Raw genomic sequence first — 18,125 nt, forward strand, 5'->3', positions numbered from 1 at the left:
TTTGCCGCATTTCTACCACCCCCCTCTGATCTCACGATATCCGTTAACCGAGCTTGCCTAGGTTGAGAAAAATGATATTTGGCTATCGGTATAAAAGCGGATAATCATATTTCTTTTTATTTTTTCCAAAACTCCAGAACTGCATGATATAGATTTTACCCGGATATTTTCAATCGAAAGATTTAGACATAAAAAAACCACTCGGTCTACCCAAGTGGTTTTTATATTTCTATTTCCAATTTAATCTTTTACTTTTTACTTCTCACTTCCTACCTCTTACTTCTAACCTTTTACTTCTCACTTCCTACCTCTTACTTCTAACCTTTTACTTCCCAACTTCCTACTTATACATCACCTTCTTCACAGCATCGATGGTCCTCTTTACATTTGGCAAAGTTGCTTCAATGTAAGTAGGGGAATAGCTCAAAGGGATGTCCATGGAGTTGACCCTGATAACAGGAGCGTCAAGGTAGTCAAAAGCGTTTCTTTGGATATGGTAAGCAAGCTCTGAGGAAAGGCCTGCAATTGGATTGGCTTCTTCTACGACTACACACCTGTTGGTTTTCTTTACAGATTCCAGGCACGTAGCATAATCTATCGGTCTGACAGTCCTCAAATCAATGATTTCTGCTTCGATGCCTTCTTTTGCCAATTCGTCAGCAGCTTCAAATACCACTTTCATCATTTTTCCAAATGAAATGATAGTGACATCTTTTCCTTTTCTTTTGACATCAGCGACACCGATAGGCAATAAATATTCTCCTTCAGGAACTTCACCTTTGTCACTGTACATCAATTCAGATTCCATAAAGATCACAGGATCCGGATCCCTGATAGCGGCTTTCATCAAGCCTTTTGCATCGTAGGGATTAGATGGAACAATCACTTTCAATCCAGGAGTATTTGCAAACCAGTTTTCAAAATTTGAAGAGTGGGTAGCACCAAGTTGACCGGCATTTCCGGTTGGTCCTCTGAATACAATCGGAACACTGTAGGCCCCACCTGACATAGAAAGCATCTTGGCCGCGGAGTTGACAATCTGATCAATGGCAACCAATGAAAAGTTGAATGTCATGAATTCGATGATAGGCTTGAGCCCATTCATTGCTGCACCCACACCCAAACCTGCAAATCCAAGTTCGGCGATCGGGGTATCATAGACCCTCTCAGGCCCAAACTCATCCAACATTCCTTGGGATACCTTGTAGGCACCGTTGTATTCTGCCACTTCTTCGCCCATCAGAAACACGTTTTTATCGCGTCTCATTTCTTCGGACATGGCTTCTCTTAATGCTTCTCTAAATTGAATGACTCTCATTTTAAACAGTATTTTCGGCCGTAAAAATAGGAAGTAATCCCTCAAATCCAAAACAACCTTTGGTTTGGGGGCCTATATTTTAGGAATGGTTTTTTGGTAAGGAATCGGCTCCTAGATTATTGTTTTTCAGGCTTGACAACAGGCTTGCCGGATTCTACCCAATTATTCAATCCGCCTTCGAGCATGTATATCTTTGTGAACCCAAGTTCTTTCATTTTCTCTGTAGCTGGAATGGTTCTTTTAGCAGACCTGCAATAGACATAATAGGTTTTCTTTTTGTTGAGTTTGCTGACCTCTTCCTCAAAATTACCTCCTGTCCAATTGATGAAAGTTGCCCCTTCGATGTGTCCTTCCGCGATCTCTTCCGGGGTGCGGATATCCAAGATCACAGCTTTTTTTCCTTTGTGGGCTTTGATGTCAAATTCTGCTGGGCTGAGTTTAGGAGCTCCTTCTTGTGCAAAGGATTCTTTTGGGAAAGCAAAGAAAAGAGTCAGGACCGTCAGCGTCCATACTGATTTTAACAAAGTGGTTTTATTTTTCATGATTTTCTTGGGGTTAGATTTTTTAGGATTTCTTTAGGTATGTACGCTATCTTGCCCCTAGCCATTATAGAACTCGGAAGGACTACAATTGATTGGCTATGGACTGTCGACTGTGGTCTAATTATCCGCAGCATTGATCTTTAACATAAGCCTGTGTCAAAATAGCGGATAATCAAATTTCTTCATTTCTTTAGCAACAAATTTATTGATTAAATAATTTAAAAAGCCCAAAATGAAGAAAATCGGCCTTATTTCCGATTCCCATGGTTACCTGGACGAGATTGTGACCGGCCATTTGGCGGATGTTGATGAAATATGGCATGCCGGGGATATCGGTGATCTGTCTATTTTGGATATCCTGCCGCGGGATAAGGTTTTGAGAATCATTACCGGAAATATTGATGACCAAGAAGCAAGAAGTGGATATCCTGAAGAATTATGGTTTGAAGTAGAGGGACTCAAAGTAGGCATAATCCATATCGGTGGCAAGCCTCCCCAATACGCCAAAGGGGTCAAAAACCTCATCCGACAGCACGGTGTGCAACTGTTTGTTTGCGGGCATTCCCATATCTGTAAGGTGGAATTTGACAAAAACCTGAATTGTCTCTACATGAATCCCGGTGCTGTTGGTCAATCAGGGTTTCATATTGTGAGGACAATGTTGCTTTTTGAGATTGAAAAAGGAAAAATACAAAACCTCAGGGTGGTGGAATTGGGGAAAAGAGGGAAAGGGCAGTGAACAGTGGGCAGTTTTCAGTCTCAGTCGGCAAACAGTTAAAATTGAGAGTTTTTCTGTAAAGAGTATCTGTCACTGGAGTGGCCTGTGGCCTGTCTTCCATGGACAAATAACCAATAACCCAAAAACCATTAACCATTAACCAAAAACCATCCAATAAAAAAAGGCAACGTATCTAGCGTTGCCTTTTTTATTTCTTGTGAAAGAAAAGTAAAATAGGATTAAGCGAAGTTCTTTTTCAATTCTTCGATGTCTACATTTTTGATTACCGGCTTGGCACTCAACTGTTTGATCTTAATCACCCTTGTATTTTGCTTAAGTCTCTTTCTTCTCAATTTTCTTTTTAAAGCAGTAACTCCCATCGTCTTATTCTTTATGTGAACGCAAATGAAGCGCAAAATTAAGATAAAAATTTGATTTTGCTTAACTTTGGTCAAAATTAAAAACAAAAATGTCCATCCAAAAACCCAGTCTGCCAAAAGGAACCCGAGATTTCGGTCCGCTCCAAATGGCAAGGAGAAATTTCATTTTAGACACCATCAAGGAAACCTTCAGGCTTTTTGGATTCCAGCAGATCGAAACTCCCGCCATGGAGAATCTCAGCACGCTGACAGGAAAATACGGGGATGAGGGGGATCAGTTACTATTTAAAATACTCAACAATGGCGATTTCATCAAAGATGTCAAGGCGGAAGACCTCCTGTCCGGAAGTTCCCGTGTATTACCAAAAGTTGCTGAAAAAGGCCTCCGCTATGACTTGACAGTCCCTTTTGCGAGGTATGTGGTGATGAACAGGAACGACATTTCTTTTCCATTCAAGCGTTTTCAGATCCAACCGGTATGGAGAGCGGATCGGCCACAGCGGGGAAGGTACAGAGAGTTTTACCAATGCGATGCGGATGTGGTGGGGACGGACAGTTTGGTATGTGAACTTGAAATCCTGCTCATGATCAAGCGGGTATTTGGAAAACTTGGTATCACAGATTATGATATCAAAGTCAACAACCGAAAAATCCTGACCGGAATCTCTGAGGTGATCGGTGAAAAAGGAAGGGAGGGTGAATTGTGCGTCGCCATCGACAAATTAGATAAAATCGGTTGGGAAAAAGTACAGGAGGAGTTGGCACAGAGGAATTTTTCACCGGATTCCATTTCCAAATTGGAGCCGATTATCAGTCTCAAACAAAACAATACAGACAAACTCAATTTTCTGAAGGATTTTTTGAGTTCCTCCGAAACCGGTTTAAAGGGAATCGCCGAACTAGAAGAAGTTTTGGATTTGCTGCATAAATATGGAGAATCCGAAGCCCATGTAGATTTCGATGTTGTTTTGGCCCGTGGACTCACGTATTACACAGGCGCCATATTCGAAGTCAAAGTCAATCATGTCACTATCGGATCGGTCAGTGGAGGAGGAAGGTACGACAACCTTACCGGGGTTTTTGGTTTGGATGGCGTATCAGGTGTGGGATTCTCTTTTGGAGTGGACAGGCTTTATGATGTAATGGATGAACTTGGGATTTTTCCTGAAAGCAATTTGGACAAAACGAAAGTGCTGATTACCCATTTTGACGACAAAGGATTTGAATACGGACTTCAAATCCTTCAAAAATTAAGATCAGCAGGTATTTCTTCAGAATTGTTTCCTGAAACGGGTAAGATCAAAAAGCAACTGACCTATGCGGACAAAAAGCAGATTCCCTTTGTCATCATTTTGGGTGATAACGAAATCCAACAGGGAAACATCAGCCTCAAAAACCTAAATTCCGGTACCCAAGAAACTGTCAGTTTAGAAACGACCATCGAAATCCTCATCAACAATTAACCCAATAACCAATAACCCAATAACCAATAACCAAATAACCCAAACCCCTAATTCACTTCCAAGATGGCATTGATAGGGATATGTGTATTGCATTTCAATGAAATAAATCTGTCTCCGACTGCCCAAACCGTCGTGCTGACCTGATAAGTATTTCCCACCGCATCTTCAAAAACAATGGTTGATTTGCTGCGGAGAAGATTTCCTATAGCCTGCGCACGCATCAGATCAAAATTCCTTCGCCTTCTCGCCATTTCATCTTCCAGAACTTCTTTTTTTGAAAATCTAAGTTCATTGATTTTTTCTTTTTCTATTTTCTCGATGGTTTTCATAGGAATGGAATTTTACATATTGAATATACAGATTATCAATCGTTTAATTTTTTCATTTGTTTCAATGTGACTATTTAATTTTTTAATGGTAAAGATTACAGAAATTTAATTTGGTAGATTAATCCAAATACATGGAATGCATCCAACTGCCATGATTTCTTTTATATTTGCAACCTAAAAAAACAAGTTGCTATGTTTGATTTTATGAGTATCATGAATAAGGTAAAGGAAGCCCAGGCAAAAATCAAGGATGCCCAGGCCAAATTGGTCCACCTTACTGCTGAAGGCGAATCCGGGGCAGGATTGGTCAAAGTGACTGTAAATGGCAACAGAAAAATCATGTCCATCGACATGGATGATTCTTTGGTAAACCTTTCAGATAAAGAAATGCTCAGCGACCTGATTGTGGCTGCCACCAATAAAGCCCTTGAGGCCATAGAAATCAAGATCAAAGAAGAGCTCAAATCTGCTACCGATGGCATGATGCCCAATATTCCGGGAATGGATCTTGGAAGTATGTTTTGATGCAACTTGCCGCTATAGTCATATTGAATTACAATGGAGTAGAGATGCTCCGCAGATTTCTACCCTCTGTTATTGGGTTTTCTGCATTTCCGGTTATCGTAGCTGACAATGGTAGCACTGACGGTTCTATAGATTTGCTTCACAAAGAATTTCCCCAAATCAGGTTGCTACAGTTTGAGTCAAATTTTGGGTTTACCGGAGGCTATAACCGCGCATTGGAAATCCTGAAAGGAGAATTTGAGAATTATATTTTGCTCAATTCTGATGTTCAGGTCGAACAGGATTGGGATGTAAAATTGATCCGGTTTTTGGATGAAAACATAGAGACAGCCGCGGTTCAGCCAAAGATCCTGTCTTTTCCCCATCCCGGATTTTTTGATTATGCCGGTGCGGGAGGTGGATTTTTGGATAGTTTGGGATATCCTTATTGCAGGGGAAGGATTTTCAATACCATAGAAAAAGACATCAACCAATACGATGATACTGTCGAGGTGGATTGGGCGTCCGGGGCATGTATGGCCATCCGATCACAGATTTTCCACACTACCGGTGGATTTGATGAAAGATTTTTTGCCCACATGGAAGAAATTGACCTCTGTTGGAGAATCAGGAAAACGGGATATTCCATCCATTATTTGGGAACTTCAAAGGTTTGGCATGTCGGTGGCGGGACACTTGACAGGACAAGCCCTTGGAAAACATTCCTTAATTTCCGAAACAACCTATTGATGCTCCATAATAATGAAAGGCCTTCCCGCTTTGCTTTGATTTATTTGACAAGAATTGGATTGGACCTTTTGGCCGCGGTGGTGTTTTTGGTCAGAGGAAGCCGTGAAGATGCAAAGGCCGTCTTCAAGGGGCATGTGGAATTTCATAGAATGAAATCAAAATCCCCCGCTACCTCACCGGTTGAAAATATCACGTCCAAGGGAAATCGGAAATCCCGAAAATCTATACTTTGGGATTACTATATCAGGGGGAAGAAGAATTTTAGCGAACTTTAGTCAAAAAGGACAGGATTGTTCATCTTGCGGAAATACTTTCTGATCTTCATCATCATGGCAAGACTTACATAAAGGATGACCGGCGATCCTAAGGTGACAAAAGAACTGTAAATGAAAAATAACCTGATACTGTCTATTGGGAAATGGAGACGTTCTCCAAGCTTGTAACAAACCCCAAAAGCCCTATCTTGAAAAAAAAGCTTGATCTCGTTCATATATAGTTGGTTTGATTAGCGGGATAAAAGTACTAATTTAAAATCATTAATCTAATTGAATGCCAAATGTTTAATAATCTGATAAAATCAGCAGCCTTTTTTTTACTAATCCATATTTTAGGATCCTGCAGTCCAAAGACCGGAATGTACGACAGCCTTATGGATGGGATCGTAGCCAAGCCGGATGTATTGCAATTACACAGAGATTCTATTAGGGTAACTGTTCAGGGTGCTATTCCTCTGTCTTTCTTAAAGCAGGATTCAAAAATTTACCTCTATCCCGAGTATATATATGGAGAAGGTTCCTTGAGATTGGGTGAAATCATTCCTTTTGATGGCGCTTATACCAAAAACCTTGTAGAAGCCAAAGTGGAGGAGACCATTGTATTTCCCTATTTGCCGGGAATGGAAAAAGGTGAATTGATTATCAAAGGGGTTGTCGAAAGAAAAAAGGGGATTTTTCAGGCACCAAATAAAGTAATTGCAACAGGGTTGGAGACTTCGCCATTGTTGACAAGGTACGGTCAGGTACTTTCAGACCAACCGATACCTAGCATCGGTATTTATATGACGAAAATTTTTGAGGATAGGAAGCAAACAGAAATCCGTGATTTTTATATTCCTTTTGAAATCGGAAATGGACAAAAGCAAAACCCTGTTTTCCCGGTCGCTTTCAATGATTACGTGATAAAGGGGGAACCGGCAATGAAAATCAACAAGGTGGTGGTCACAGGATTGTCCTCACCTGAACCCAAAGACAACATCATGGGATTGGCAAAAAAGAGAGGCGATTTTGTAACCGAAAGGCTGAAAATGAACCGGTCCTTGTCAAACGTTCCTATCGAATCGATGTACCGGTCAGGGGATTGGTTTGACCTCCGACAGTTATTGACTGATTATGAAGGAATCACACAGGAACAAAAAGAAGATGTTTATACCGTGCTACTGAATGGAAGCAGCTTCGCCTCACAATTGGCTTCACTGCAAAAACTACCGGGCTACAGGAATATTGCAAGGGATTTATTTCCAATGTTGAGGTCAGCCAAAGTTTCTTTTGAACTTGAAAACACAAGATTCAATGACACTGAAATATCAGCCAGTGTTTTTGCCCTTTTAAATAACAATACACCATTAGAAGGATTTGACAAGGACCACCTTACCTATGCTGCCCAAAATGCACTCAAACTTGATGAGAAAGAAGCGATTTACAAAAAGTTAAATGAGCTGTTTCCAACCGAACTCTCTTATAACAACCTTGGGGTGGTTTATTTGAATATGGCACAAAGGGAATTGGATTTACGTAAAAAAAATATTTTTATCAGTGAAGCCATTTCCAATTTGACCCAAGCCAATAATATAAAAGCCAGTTCTATATCCTTGCACAACATGGGCAGGGCGTATTTGTTGAGGGGGGATTATTTTGAGGCATATGTAGCCATTTCTGAAGCATCTGCCTTAGAAAAAGAGGAGACCAACGATTTTCTGAACTATAACGAGGGACTACGCGGTGCTTTGGATATCCTGAATGGGGATTACAAACTCGCCACTATCAGGTTCAACAGAACAGTAGAAAACGAAAGCAATTTTTTCAACCGGGGATTAGCTTATTTCTTGACGGAAGATTATTTGTCAGCATCAAAAAACTTCGAGTCTGCTGTACAAGCGGATAGAGAAACAGGATATGGGTTTTATGGTTTGGCATTGGTAGCTGCTGTCAACGGAGACAAGGAAGTCTTTCTAGAAAACCTCGGGAAGGCAATTGAACGCAGTGAATTCCTTAAAGACAAGGCTCTCAAGGATATTAATTTTAAAAATTACCGGGATGACCAGGAATTTATCAACCTGTTTAGATAGTATGTAAAAAGGAGAATATTCTTTGCTTTGAAAACAAATTTCATTTTTATTCAAAAACTTTTGAATTTGTGTTTTATCTTTTATATTAGTTCCTGAGTTGTGTGTTTACAGAAGAAAACAACAATTATTGAAATGATTGCAGACTAATATATTTTATATATATTGGCACCCATAGAAATTAACAACTATTAACATTAACCCAAAATCTCCATGCCTATGAGTCCATTCTTTTTTTTTGAAGAGTAAAATAAATCGTTTTAGCACCCCTTAAATTGGCGTTTTGGATCACTTATCTAAGACGGAGTAGAGACAGAATTTCTGTCAAGGTATAATCAGCAATAGTTCAGGAATTCAATTTCATCTTCCTTAAAACTGTTGCAATTATTTTAAAGATACTTGCAAACGATTGCACTATCGGTTGAATTGATGAAAAACTTTAAAAATCTTATCAATTAATAATTATTACCCAATCAATCTATGTTTATGGAAAAACTCTACAAAAGCCTAAGTGTATTCCTACTACTCTTAGTACTTTCCAGCGCCACGGCGTTGGCACAAAAAACGGTCACAGGAACCATCTTGGATGAGTTCGGTGAAGGATTACCGGGCGTTACCGTATTGGTAAAAGGAACCACTACTGGTACGGCCACTGATATTGACGGAAAATTCTCCCTCAATGTACCAAGCAACGAAAGTGTGCTTGTATTCTCTTTTATAGGCTATAGAGCTGTCGAACAAGTGGTGGGTAACCGCTCCGTGATCGATTTGTCAATGGCACCTGATGAAAGACAATTGTCAGAATTGATTGTAACAGGTTACACCATCGATAGCCGAAGAGAAACTACCGGTGCGATATCCACTGTTAACCCAAGAGACTTGACCATCATACCGACAGGTAACGTGGAGCAGGTGCTACAAGGTAGGATTGCTGGTGTCACTGTTGTTACAAACGGTCAGCCAGGTACAGCCTCTCAGGTTAGGGTACGTGGTTTCGGTGCTTTTGGTGGTAACCAGCCATTGTACATCGTAGACGGTGTGCCTGTGGAAAGCACAGACTTCCTTAACCCTGACGATATCGAATCCACTACTGTATTGAAAGATGCAGCAGCGGCTTCTATCTATGGTGCAAGAGCAGCCAACGGTGTAATCATTTACACAACCAAAGGAGGCAACAAGAAATCTCAAAAACTAAGATTTACCTATGATGGTATGTATGGTTTTACAGATCCGGGAGCAGGTTTGGAAATGGCTAATCCACAGGATTTCGCCGACTTGACTTGGTTGGCTGAAACCAATCAGGCTAGAATTGACGGTAGGTCTCCAAATTATGGCCACCCTCAGTTCGGAACAGGTTCTACTCCTGTGATGCCTTATTACATCAACGTCGGTGGTGCTGCTGGCCAACCTGGTCCACTTAGCCAAGCGCAATTGGATGAGCAGAGAAGGTTGTATAACATCGACCCAAGAAAAGGTCCTGTACACCAATTGGTGAGAGCAGCTACCGGAGAGGGAACTGATTGGTATGAGGAAGTAACAAGAAGAGCTCCAATTACCAGACATTCTTTGGGCTTTTCCGGAGGAAATGGTACAAGCAGGTTCTTTATGGGTTTGGGTATTCAGGAGCAGGCAGGTATCCTGATAGGCAACGACTTCAGGAGGATTTCTTTGAGAGCCAATTCTGAGCATGACTTGGGATCTAAAGTCAGAATCGGACAAAACTTCCAAGCAACCTACCGTTCAGTTTTAGGACAAGGTGGTGGTAACAATGGTCAGGGTGTTGCAGGTGATGAAAACGACATCCTTCAAGCATTCAGGATGCCTTCTATCATCCCGGTACGAGATGAATTTGGTGGTTATGCAGGTACTGCAGCCAGAGGATTTAACAACCCTAGGAACCCTGTTGCAAACAGAAATGGCCTTGAAAACAACAAGAACTTCAACGCCAATGCTTTCGGTAACGTGTATTTGGAAGTTGATCCGATCGAAAACTTGACATTCAGAACCTCTATCGGTGGTCAGTATGACAACTTCTATGGTGTAGGATTCAGCAGGTTACAATATGAAAACTCAGAAAACAACTCCGCATTCGGATACAATGAGTTTTCAGGATTTGTTTTCAGATGGACCTTTACCAACACGTTGACCTACACCAAAAAATGGGGTCAACATAATGTAAGAGCCTTGCTTGGTCAAGAAGCTTTGAACACCGGTTCAGGTAGACAAATGAGTGCATCAGGTCAGAGCCCGTTCTCAGAAGATCCTAATTTTGTGAATATCTCTAACTTACCGGTTTCTTCTAGACAGGTAAACTCTAGCCAGTTTAAAGGTGTAAATTTCGCTTCGCTTTTCGCAACTGCAAGGTATACCTTCAATGACAAATATATTGTTGATGCGGTCATAAGAAGAGATGGTTCATCAAGATTTGGTGAAAACAACAGATACGGTGTTTTCCCTGCATTCTCTGCAGCATGGAGGATCTCCGCTGAAAGCTTCATGGCTTCTGCTACTTGGTTGGATGATTTGAAAATCCGAGGTGGTTGGGGTCAGATGGGTAACTCCAACAACGTAAACCCTGACAACCAATACAGCTTGTTCGGTGGTGACGTCGGTGCATCTTCTTATGATATCAGCGGTACCAACAGTTCTGCTGTCATCGGTTTCAGAAGATCAAGATTGGGCAACCCTGATGGGAAATGGGAAACTTCAGTGACCAAAAACATAGGTTTTGATGGTACTGCTTTTGGCGGAAAATTGGACTTCATCGTTGACTTCTGGCAAAAAGATACAGAGGATTTGTTATTCACTGTTCCTGTGCCTTCTACAGCAGGTTTCAATGCTGCAGCCCCTTCAGTCAACGTAGGTGAAATGATGAACAGAGGTGTTGACATCATGGTGGCAACAAGAGGTAATTTCAGCAAAGATTGGAGATACGAGTTCCAGATCAACGGTGGTTTCTTGAAAAATGAAATCGTATTCTTGTCAGAAGGACTAGATTTCATTACGGCAGGTAACCCAAGTTTCAGGGGAATTGAGCCTATCAGAAATGCTGTGGGCCAACCACTTTCTTCTTTCTTCGGCTATCAGGTAGAGGGTTTGTTCAGCAGTCAGGAAGATGTAAACAACCATGCCACTCAATCAGGTGCTGCTCCGGGAAGATTTAAATTCCAAGATATTAACAATGATGGTGCCATCACTCCTGATGACAGAACTTTCTTGGGAAGTCCTGTTCCTAAATTCTCCGGAGGTTTTAACTTCATCATCGGATACAAAAACTTCGACATGGCTGCTTATTTCTACGGAACTTCCGGAAACAAAATATGGGCGCAATGGAGATGGTTTACCGACTTCTTCCAGACTTTCGAAGGTGCTGCTATCTCTAGCAGATTGAACGATGCTTGGACTCCAAATAACCTTGGTGCCACTGTACCGGTTGTTGAGAAAACTGCTAACTTCAGTACTTCTAACGTAGCCAACTCTTACTATGTAGCAGACGGTTCTTATTTGAGATTGCAAAACCTTACCATAGGTTACACGCTTCCAAACGAGATCCTTCAGAGATGGAAGATTGAGAGATTGAGAGTTTTTGGTTCTGCCAACAACCTATTTACTTTGACAGGCTATGATGGATTGGATCCAATGGTGGGTGGTAACGTGGATACTGCCTTTGGTATAGATGTGGGTAACTATCCTGTAACAAGAGGATATACCGTGGGTTTGAATCTTGCTTTCTAATCAAACAATCTGTTAAACAAATTGTTGTTGTAAAAAAAATTCATAAATCAAGTTAAATTATGAAAAACATAAAATATCAATTCGCGGCAATGTGTACAGCAGGAATGATGCTGTTCGCAACAAGTTGTGACGATTCCTTTCTGGTGATTCCTCCGGTAGGACAGTTAAGTGAAGCGCAGTTAAGTTCACTTGCTGGAATAGATGCGGTATTAATTTCCGCATATTCCCAAGTCAATGGCCGATTTCAAAGATTGGCTTCTCCTTCCAACTGGGTTTGGGGAAGTATCAGAGGTGGCGATGCCAATAAAGGCACTGACCCCGGTGACTTCTCTACCATCAACCCTATCCAAAGATTTGAGACAGATCCAACTGTATCAATTCTTGAGGAAAACTGGAATGGTAATTTTGAAGGGATTGCAAGGGCAAATCAAGTATTGAGATTGTTGGATGTAAAAGGAGCTGATGTATCGGATTCTTATGCCAAAATTGTGGAAGCACAGGCAAGATTCCTGAAAGCACATTTCTACTTCCAACTTTGGAGAAACTTCAACAAGGTACCTATCATCCCTAAAGATGCAGATTACAAAAAAGGCTTGGAAGAAATCAAGAACGACCAAGAAATGCTTCCATACATTGAAGCTGAAATGAGATTTGCAGTAGATAACCTACCTGCCACTCAGCCTCAGGTAGGAAGAGTGAACTCTTGGGCAGCTAAAGCTTATTTGGGTAAAATTCTTCTTTACAAAGCCAATCAAACCGGTGCACCTGCAGATTATACTGCTGCTAAAACCTTGTTTGATGATGTGATTGCAAATGGTGTTACTAGCAATGGCTTGAAGTATGGCTTGGTTCCTTATTATGACAACATGTTCAGAGGTGCCAATGACAACCACCAAGAGTCTATTTGGGCTTATCAGGCTGCAGCGAATACAGGTTCTGTAAACAATGCAAACCCTGAATTTGACTTGAACTTCCCTTATAATACCGGACCTAACGGACCTGGTAACTGTTGTGGATTCTTCCAGCCTAGCTTTACCTTTGTGAACTCTTTCAGAACTAGCGGTGGTCTTCCTTTATTGGACGGTTCATTCAATGCCCCTGCAAACAGAGTGGTAAACGACATGGGTATCGGTTCAGCTGCAGCATTTACTCCAGATGCAGGCCCACTTGATCCTAGAGTTGACCATACTGCCGGAAGAAGAGGCATCCCTTATTTGGATTGGCAAGACCATCCAGGTGCTGCTTGGATCCGTAACCAACCAAATGCTGGACCTTATGCTCCAAAGAAATATGTGTATACCAGATCTGAAAGAGGTTCTTTCCAAGACAACTCTTCATGGACACCAGGATACACAGGTATCAATTTCATGATCATCAGATTTGCAGACGTTTTGTTGATGGCTGCAGAAGTAGATGTGGAATTGGGCAACTTGGAAGCTGCAAGAGCTAAGGTAAACTTGGTAAGAACTAGAGCGAAAAACTCTCCTTTATTGAGAGCCAATGGATCTCCAGCTGCTAACTACGTGGTCAATACCTATGATGCTGCTTGGACAGATGCCAATACAGCGCGTGCAGCAGTAAGATTTGAGCGTAAGTTGGAATTGGGTATGGAAGGTCACAGATTCTATGACCTAGTAAGATGGAAGACTGACAAGGCTGAATTGGACGCTTATTTCGCATTGGAAGGCGTATTGTTGCCTGCTGCAATGGGAAGTACTTCTTATGACATCAAACACCGTTTGTTGCCATTGCCTCAAAACCAAATTGACTTGGTAGGTTCTGATATCTTGACTCAGAATCCTGGATTCTAATCAATTATTAATGAATAATCCTTAATAAAAGGGGCAGCTAAAAAGCTGTCCCTTTTTTTTTTGATACTGCTGTCATTTTTCACTTTTCTTTTTTTGGGAGAAGATAATATCATGTAAATTCAAACCCTGACCCGATTGCTATCTAACCCATTCCAGCCCAATGAAATCAGAAATTTATTTGAGTGCTTTTATTTTGGTTTTTCTTTTTTCCTGCTCCAAAAAAGAGGATACCCTTTTCAACCAACTTTCTCCCGAAAAGACAGGAATAGATTTCAACAACCTGATTGTGGAATCTGATTCCTTCAACATCCTAACCGATGAATATATTTTCAACGGGGGTGGAGTAGCGACCGGGGATTTCAACAATGACGGCTTGCCGGATTTATTCTTTACCGGAAATCAGGTAGCCAACAAACTTTATTTGAATGAAGGAAAATTAAAATTTAAAGATGTCAGCTTGGCAGCGGGTATTGAAGCAAAGGATAGATGGAGTACGGGAGTTACAGTCGTAGACATCAACGGAGACGGATTCTTGGATGTCTACGTGTGTGCAGCGATGTTCAAGGAAGTGGAAAAGAGAGCGAACATGCTTTTTGTAAACCAGGGATTGAACGGAGAGGGCATACCCACTTTTATTGAATCTGCTTCGAAATATGGGATTGCAGGGGCAGATAACAGCATGATGGCTACCTTTTTTGACTACAATAACGATGGGCTTCTTGATCTTTATGTCCTCAACAACGAGCAGAATAAGTCAATTCCTTCCAATTACAGGGAAAAAATCACCGATGGTTCGGCCATCAACAATGACAGGCTATACCGAAACAATGGAAATGAAACATTTACGGATGTGACCATTGAAGCAGGCATTACCATTGAGGGTTTCGGTTTGGGGTTAGCTGTCGCAGACCTGAACGGGGACGGATGGTCTGACCTATACATCAGTAACGATTACACCACAAATGATATCCTTTATATCAATAACCAAAACGGTACTTTTTCTAACCAATCCAAATCCTACCTAAGACACCAAAGCATGTTTTCCATGGGGTCTGATATTTCCGATTATAACAATGACGGCTTTCCGGATATTGTCACTTTGGATATGCTCGGTGAAAACAACTTCAGGAAGAAAACCACGATTTCCAAAAATTCCTACCAAACCTATATCAGCAACGAACAGTGGGGATATGAATACCAACATGTACGCAACATGCTTCACGTAGGCAATGGACCAAATATTCCCTTTAGCGAGATCGGTTTTATGGCAGGAATGTACCAGACTGATTGGTCTTGGTCGCCGCTTTTTGTGGACATGGACAATGACGGTAATAGAGACCTTTTGATCACAAACGGCTTCCCAAGAGACATTACGGACAAGGACTTTGCCAATTACCGGGCAGATGTGGGTGGTGTTGCCTCGGTCAGGCAATTGTTGGATTCTATACCGGTAATCAAAATCCCGAATTACGCCTACCAAAATAAAGGAGACTGGACTTTTGAAAATGTCGGAGTCAGTTGGGGACTCAGCAAGCCTTCCTTTTCCAATGGAGCTGTTTTTGCAGATTTGGACCTAGATGGTGACCTTGATTATGTGGTCAACAACATCAATGACCCGGCCTTTGTCTTTGAAAATACACTGAATGAAAAAGAGATCAAACCCAATTACCTCCGGATAAAATTAAAAGGCCCTGCTTCCAATCCCTTTGGAGTCGGTGCAAAACTGGTTCTCAGGTTTGGAGAGGGAAAATTCCAATACCAGGAACAGCAGCTTTCAAGAGGGTATTTGTCAGCCGTGGAAGACATTATTCATTTTGGCCTGGATACAATAAATGAAGTCAATTCCTTGGAAATCCTTTGGCCGGACGGCCGATACGAAAAAACAGATGGCCTAAATGCCAATCAGGTCATTGAACTGAAGCATGCCAATGCTGCTTCAAAACCTGCCCAATTGCCTTTTCCTTTTGGACCAAAATCTGTTTCCCCATTGTTGGAAGAAGTATCAGCCAAGCTTGGGGTAGAATTTGTCCATCAGGAAATGGATAAAATCGATTACAATGTCCAAAGAACACTTCCTCACAAACTCACCCAATATGGTCCAAGCTTGGCGATAGGGGATGTGAATGGTGATGGCTTGGAAGACTTTTTCATTGGTAGCGCTTCAGGTTATTCTCCTGTGGTTAATTTACAGAAGCCTGATGGGACTTTTTCTTCGAAGGAAATATTTGCAACCGACCTTGAAAAATCCTTTGAGGAAATGGGAATGTTGCTTTTTGACCTCGACAATGACGGAGACCTTGACCTATACCTCGTTTCAGGCAGTTCGGAGTTTATGCCCGACGCAGCCGAATACCAAGACAGAATATATACCAATGACGGCAAAGGCAACTTTTTCGAACAAAAAGAAATCCTTCCTGCTTTTAGGTCGAGTGGTACCGTAGTCCGTGCAGCAGACTTTGATGGGGATGGATTCATGGATCTTTTTGTAGGAGGAAGGACTCCCATCGCCCAATACCCGCTGCCTGACCAATCCCTTATTTTGAAAAACAACCAAGGCAAGTTGGAAGATGTCACAGACAACGTGGCGCCCGGATTACGCAGGGTCGGTATGGTGACAGACGCGCTGTGGACGGATGTGGATGGAGATGGCCGCCCTGACCTGATGGTAGCGGGCGAACTGATGCCCATCACTGTTTTCCTCAACAAAGGTTCCCAACTGGAGAAAATGACAGATTCAGGTTTGGAAAACCATTTGGGTTGGTGGAATAGCCTCGCAGCAGGTGATTTTGATGGGGACGGGGACATGGACTACGTCGCTGGAAATATGGGGGCTAACAATTACTACCACCCGACGATGGACCGCCCGGTGAAAATCTATGCCAAAGACTTTGACAGCAATAAAAGTATTGACCCTGTCACCACTACTTATTTCAAAGACAATGAAAACAAATACATCCCTGTTCCTGCCCACTATTGGGATGACTTGTATGGACAAAGCACCTTGTTCAGAAGGAAGTTTGAAAGGTATAAGGAATACGCCCGGATTACCGAAGCTGATTTGTTTACAGCAGAAGAATTGGAAGGGGTCACCATCCTGCAGGGCAATTACGACCGAAGCAGCTACATCGAAAACCAGGGAAATGGTAAGTTGAAAATCCATGAGTTACCCTTATTGGCCCAGATCGCTCCGGTCAACGGCATGGCGGTCGATGACATCAACGGCGATGGAAACCCCGATGTACTCATGATAGGCAATGACTATGGCAATGAAGTATTCTCAGGCAGGTATGATGCCTTGACCGGATTGGTTTTGTTGGGAGATGGAAAAGGCGGTTTTGAGCCTGTAAGGAGCTTGGAAAGTGGATTTGTCGTACCGGGAGATGCCAAAGCCATGGCGGTACTGACCTTGGCTGACGGTAAAAAGACCTACCTGTCCACCCAAAACAGAAACGCCTTGAAAATCCATGCTGCTGTGAATGAAAGTCCGGGCAAAGCCTTCAAAGTTCCTGTCGGAATCCACACCTTGGTATTGGAATTAGACAATGGCAAAATCCAAAAAATAGAGGTTTACAATAGATCAGGATTTCTTTCCAATTCAGGAGGAACTATTTCCTTGCCTTCAAATTTGAAAAGCTTGAAAGGGATTGATTACAAAGGGGGAGTAGCGGGGGTAGAATTTTGATTGGATTTAATCAGGGCATTCCCTGTTTTGGCAGAAAGCCAATCCCCCCATTGCAGATCAAATTTGTCAAAACCCACACGGGTTTTTTCTAACTCCATGCTATAAACATATCATCTTTTCAGGGTTTTTTCCAACCTGACAACGCGCAGCTGACAACCAAAATAGACTTAAGATTCAAGACACAAGATCCAAGACTTGATTCTCTGATAACTTTCCTAACCCTACAACCTGACAACGCGCAGCTGACAACACGACAACAATTACAACCACTACAACCATTAAAACCACTAGAACTATCACAACCCTATGTTCTCTATGACCCTATGTGGTAAAAAAATCATATTTTTCCATCTGTGAAAATCCTGTTCATCTGTGGTTAAAATCTCCAACCCTGTTTTGGCGGAAAGCCAATCTCTCCTTTGCACTTCAAATTTGCCAAAACCAAACCGGACCTTATGTGACATCATTTTCTATAAACATGTCACCCCTTCAGGGTTTTTTCATACCGAAAAGGCGAAGCTGACAACCAAAATAGACACAAGATTCAAGACA

At 41.8% G+C, this 18,125-nt stretch carries 12 protein-coding genes; 8 read left to right on the forward strand and 4 right to left on the reverse strand.

The window, feature by feature from the left end; all coding sequences use genetic code 11:
• Positions 1-340: 340 nt before the first annotated feature.
• Positions 341-1,318 (reverse strand): pyruvate dehydrogenase complex E1 component subunit beta, encoded by a 978-nt coding sequence (locus DQW11_RS16950; protein ID WP_113925305.1) that lies wholly within the window; start codon positions 1,316-1,318, stop codon positions 341-343.
• A 116-nt stretch (positions 1,319-1,434) separates the two neighbouring features.
• Positions 1,435-1,860 carry a rhodanese-like domain-containing protein gene (locus DQW11_RS16955; RefSeq protein WP_113925306.1) on the reverse strand — a complete coding sequence of 142 codons (426 nt, stop codon included), beginning with the start codon at positions 1,858-1,860 and terminating at the stop codon, positions 1,435-1,437.
• 232 nt (positions 1,861-2,092) lie between these two features.
• Here DQW11_RS16955 and DQW11_RS16960 point away from each other — a divergent pair, with 232 nt between their 5' ends.
• The gene (locus DQW11_RS16960; protein ID WP_113925307.1) at positions 2,093-2,599 is read left to right on the forward strand and encodes a metallophosphoesterase family protein; all 507 of its coding nucleotides are present in this window, start codon (positions 2,093-2,095) and stop codon (positions 2,597-2,599) included.
• Positions 2,600-3,047: 448 nt separating this feature from the next.
• Positions 3,048-4,421, forward strand: coding sequence for a histidine--tRNA ligase (hisS, locus tag DQW11_RS16965; protein WP_113925308.1), 1,374 nt, complete (start codon positions 3,048-3,050; stop codon positions 4,419-4,421).
• Between the two features lie 47 nt (positions 4,422-4,468).
• Here hisS and DQW11_RS16970 read toward each other — a convergent pair whose 3' ends face one another.
• Positions 4,469-4,750, reverse strand: a complete 282-nt coding sequence (locus tag DQW11_RS16970; protein WP_113925309.1) for a hypothetical protein — start codon at positions 4,748-4,750, stop codon at positions 4,469-4,471.
• Between the two features lie 192 nt (positions 4,751-4,942).
• On the opposite strand from DQW11_RS16970, the gene DQW11_RS16975 reads away from it, so the two are divergent.
• Positions 4,943-5,275 carry a YbaB/EbfC family nucleoid-associated protein gene (locus tag DQW11_RS16975; RefSeq protein ID WP_113925310.1) on the forward strand — a complete coding sequence of 111 codons (333 nt, stop codon included), beginning with the start codon at positions 4,943-4,945 and terminating at the stop codon, positions 5,273-5,275.
• Positions 5,275-6,279: a glycosyltransferase family 2 protein gene (locus DQW11_RS16980; protein ID WP_113925311.1), complete on the forward strand. Its 1,005-nt coding sequence runs from the start codon at positions 5,275-5,277 to the stop codon at positions 6,277-6,279. The genes DQW11_RS16975 and DQW11_RS16980 overlap by 1 nt, the downstream gene beginning before the upstream one ends.
• On the opposite strand, the gene DQW11_RS16985 is transcribed toward DQW11_RS16980, so the two are convergent.
• Positions 6,276-6,494, reverse strand: a complete 219-nt coding sequence (locus DQW11_RS16985; RefSeq protein WP_113925312.1) for a PspC family transcriptional regulator — start codon at positions 6,492-6,494, stop codon at positions 6,276-6,278. The two genes, DQW11_RS16980 and DQW11_RS16985, sit on opposite strands and share 4 nt — an antisense overlap.
• Positions 6,495-6,638: 144 nt before the next feature.
• Between DQW11_RS16985 and DQW11_RS16990 the strand changes: the two genes are divergently transcribed.
• The 4 genes from DQW11_RS16990 (at position 6,639) to DQW11_RS17005 (ending at position 17,573) form a co-directional block, all read left to right on the forward strand.
• Positions 6,639-8,348, forward strand: a complete 1,710-nt coding sequence (locus tag DQW11_RS16990) for a tetratricopeptide repeat protein (RefSeq protein WP_232826779.1) — start codon at positions 6,639-6,641, stop codon at positions 8,346-8,348.
• A gap of 477 nt (positions 8,349-8,825) precedes the next feature.
• Positions 8,826-12,080, forward strand: a complete 3,255-nt coding sequence (locus tag DQW11_RS16995; RefSeq protein WP_113925314.1) for a SusC/RagA family TonB-linked outer membrane protein — start codon at positions 8,826-8,828, stop codon at positions 12,078-12,080.
• A 59-nt stretch (positions 12,081-12,139) separates the two neighbouring features.
• Entirely contained in the window at positions 12,140-13,891 is a 1,752-nt protein-coding gene (locus tag DQW11_RS17000) for a RagB/SusD family nutrient uptake outer membrane protein (RefSeq protein WP_113925315.1), read from the forward strand.
• 160 nt (positions 13,892-14,051) lie between these two features.
• Entirely contained in the window at positions 14,052-17,573 is a 3,522-nt protein-coding gene (locus tag DQW11_RS17005) for a VCBS repeat-containing protein (protein ID WP_113925316.1), read from the forward strand.
• The last annotated feature ends 552 nt before the right edge of the window (positions 17,574-18,125 follow it).

It is taken from the genome of Cognataquiflexum aquatile, from assembly GCF_003316845.1.
GTDB classification, from domain to species: domain Bacteria; phylum Bacteroidota; class Bacteroidia; order Cytophagales; family Cyclobacteriaceae; genus Cognataquiflexum; species Cognataquiflexum aquatile.

Coding starts and splice junctions, on each gene's coding strand:
- DQW11_RS16950 (WP_113925305.1), bottom strand. CDS start 1,318: ATGAGAGTCATTCAATTTAGAGAAGCATTAAGAGAAGCCATGTCCGAA.
- DQW11_RS16955 (WP_113925306.1), bottom strand. CDS start 1,860: ATGAAAAATAAAACCACTTTGTTAAAATCAGTATGGACGCTGACGGTC.
- DQW11_RS16960 (WP_113925307.1), top strand. CDS start 2,093: ATGAAGAAAATCGGCCTTATTTCCGATTCCCATGGTTACCTGGACGAG.
- hisS (WP_113925308.1), top strand. CDS start 3,048: ATGTCCATCCAAAAACCCAGTCTGCCAAAAGGAACCCGAGATTTCGGT.
- DQW11_RS16970 (WP_113925309.1), bottom strand. CDS start 4,750: ATGAAAACCATCGAGAAAATAGAAAAAGAAAAAATCAATGAACTTAGA.
- DQW11_RS16975 (WP_113925310.1), top strand. CDS start 4,943: ATGTTTGATTTTATGAGTATCATGAATAAGGTAAAGGAAGCCCAGGCA.
- DQW11_RS16980 (WP_113925311.1), top strand. CDS start 5,275: ATGCAACTTGCCGCTATAGTCATATTGAATTACAATGGAGTAGAGATG.
- DQW11_RS16985 (WP_113925312.1), bottom strand. CDS start 6,494: ATGAACGAGATCAAGCTTTTTTTTCAAGATAGGGCTTTTGGGGTTTGT.
- DQW11_RS16990 (WP_232826779.1), top strand. CDS start 6,639: ATGTACGACAGCCTTATGGATGGGATCGTAGCCAAGCCGGATGTATTG.
- DQW11_RS16995 (WP_113925314.1), top strand. CDS start 8,826: ATGTTTATGGAAAAACTCTACAAAAGCCTAAGTGTATTCCTACTACTC.
- DQW11_RS17000 (WP_113925315.1), top strand. CDS start 12,140: ATGAAAAACATAAAATATCAATTCGCGGCAATGTGTACAGCAGGAATG.
- DQW11_RS17005 (WP_113925316.1), top strand. CDS start 14,052: ATGAAATCAGAAATTTATTTGAGTGCTTTTATTTTGGTTTTTCTTTTT.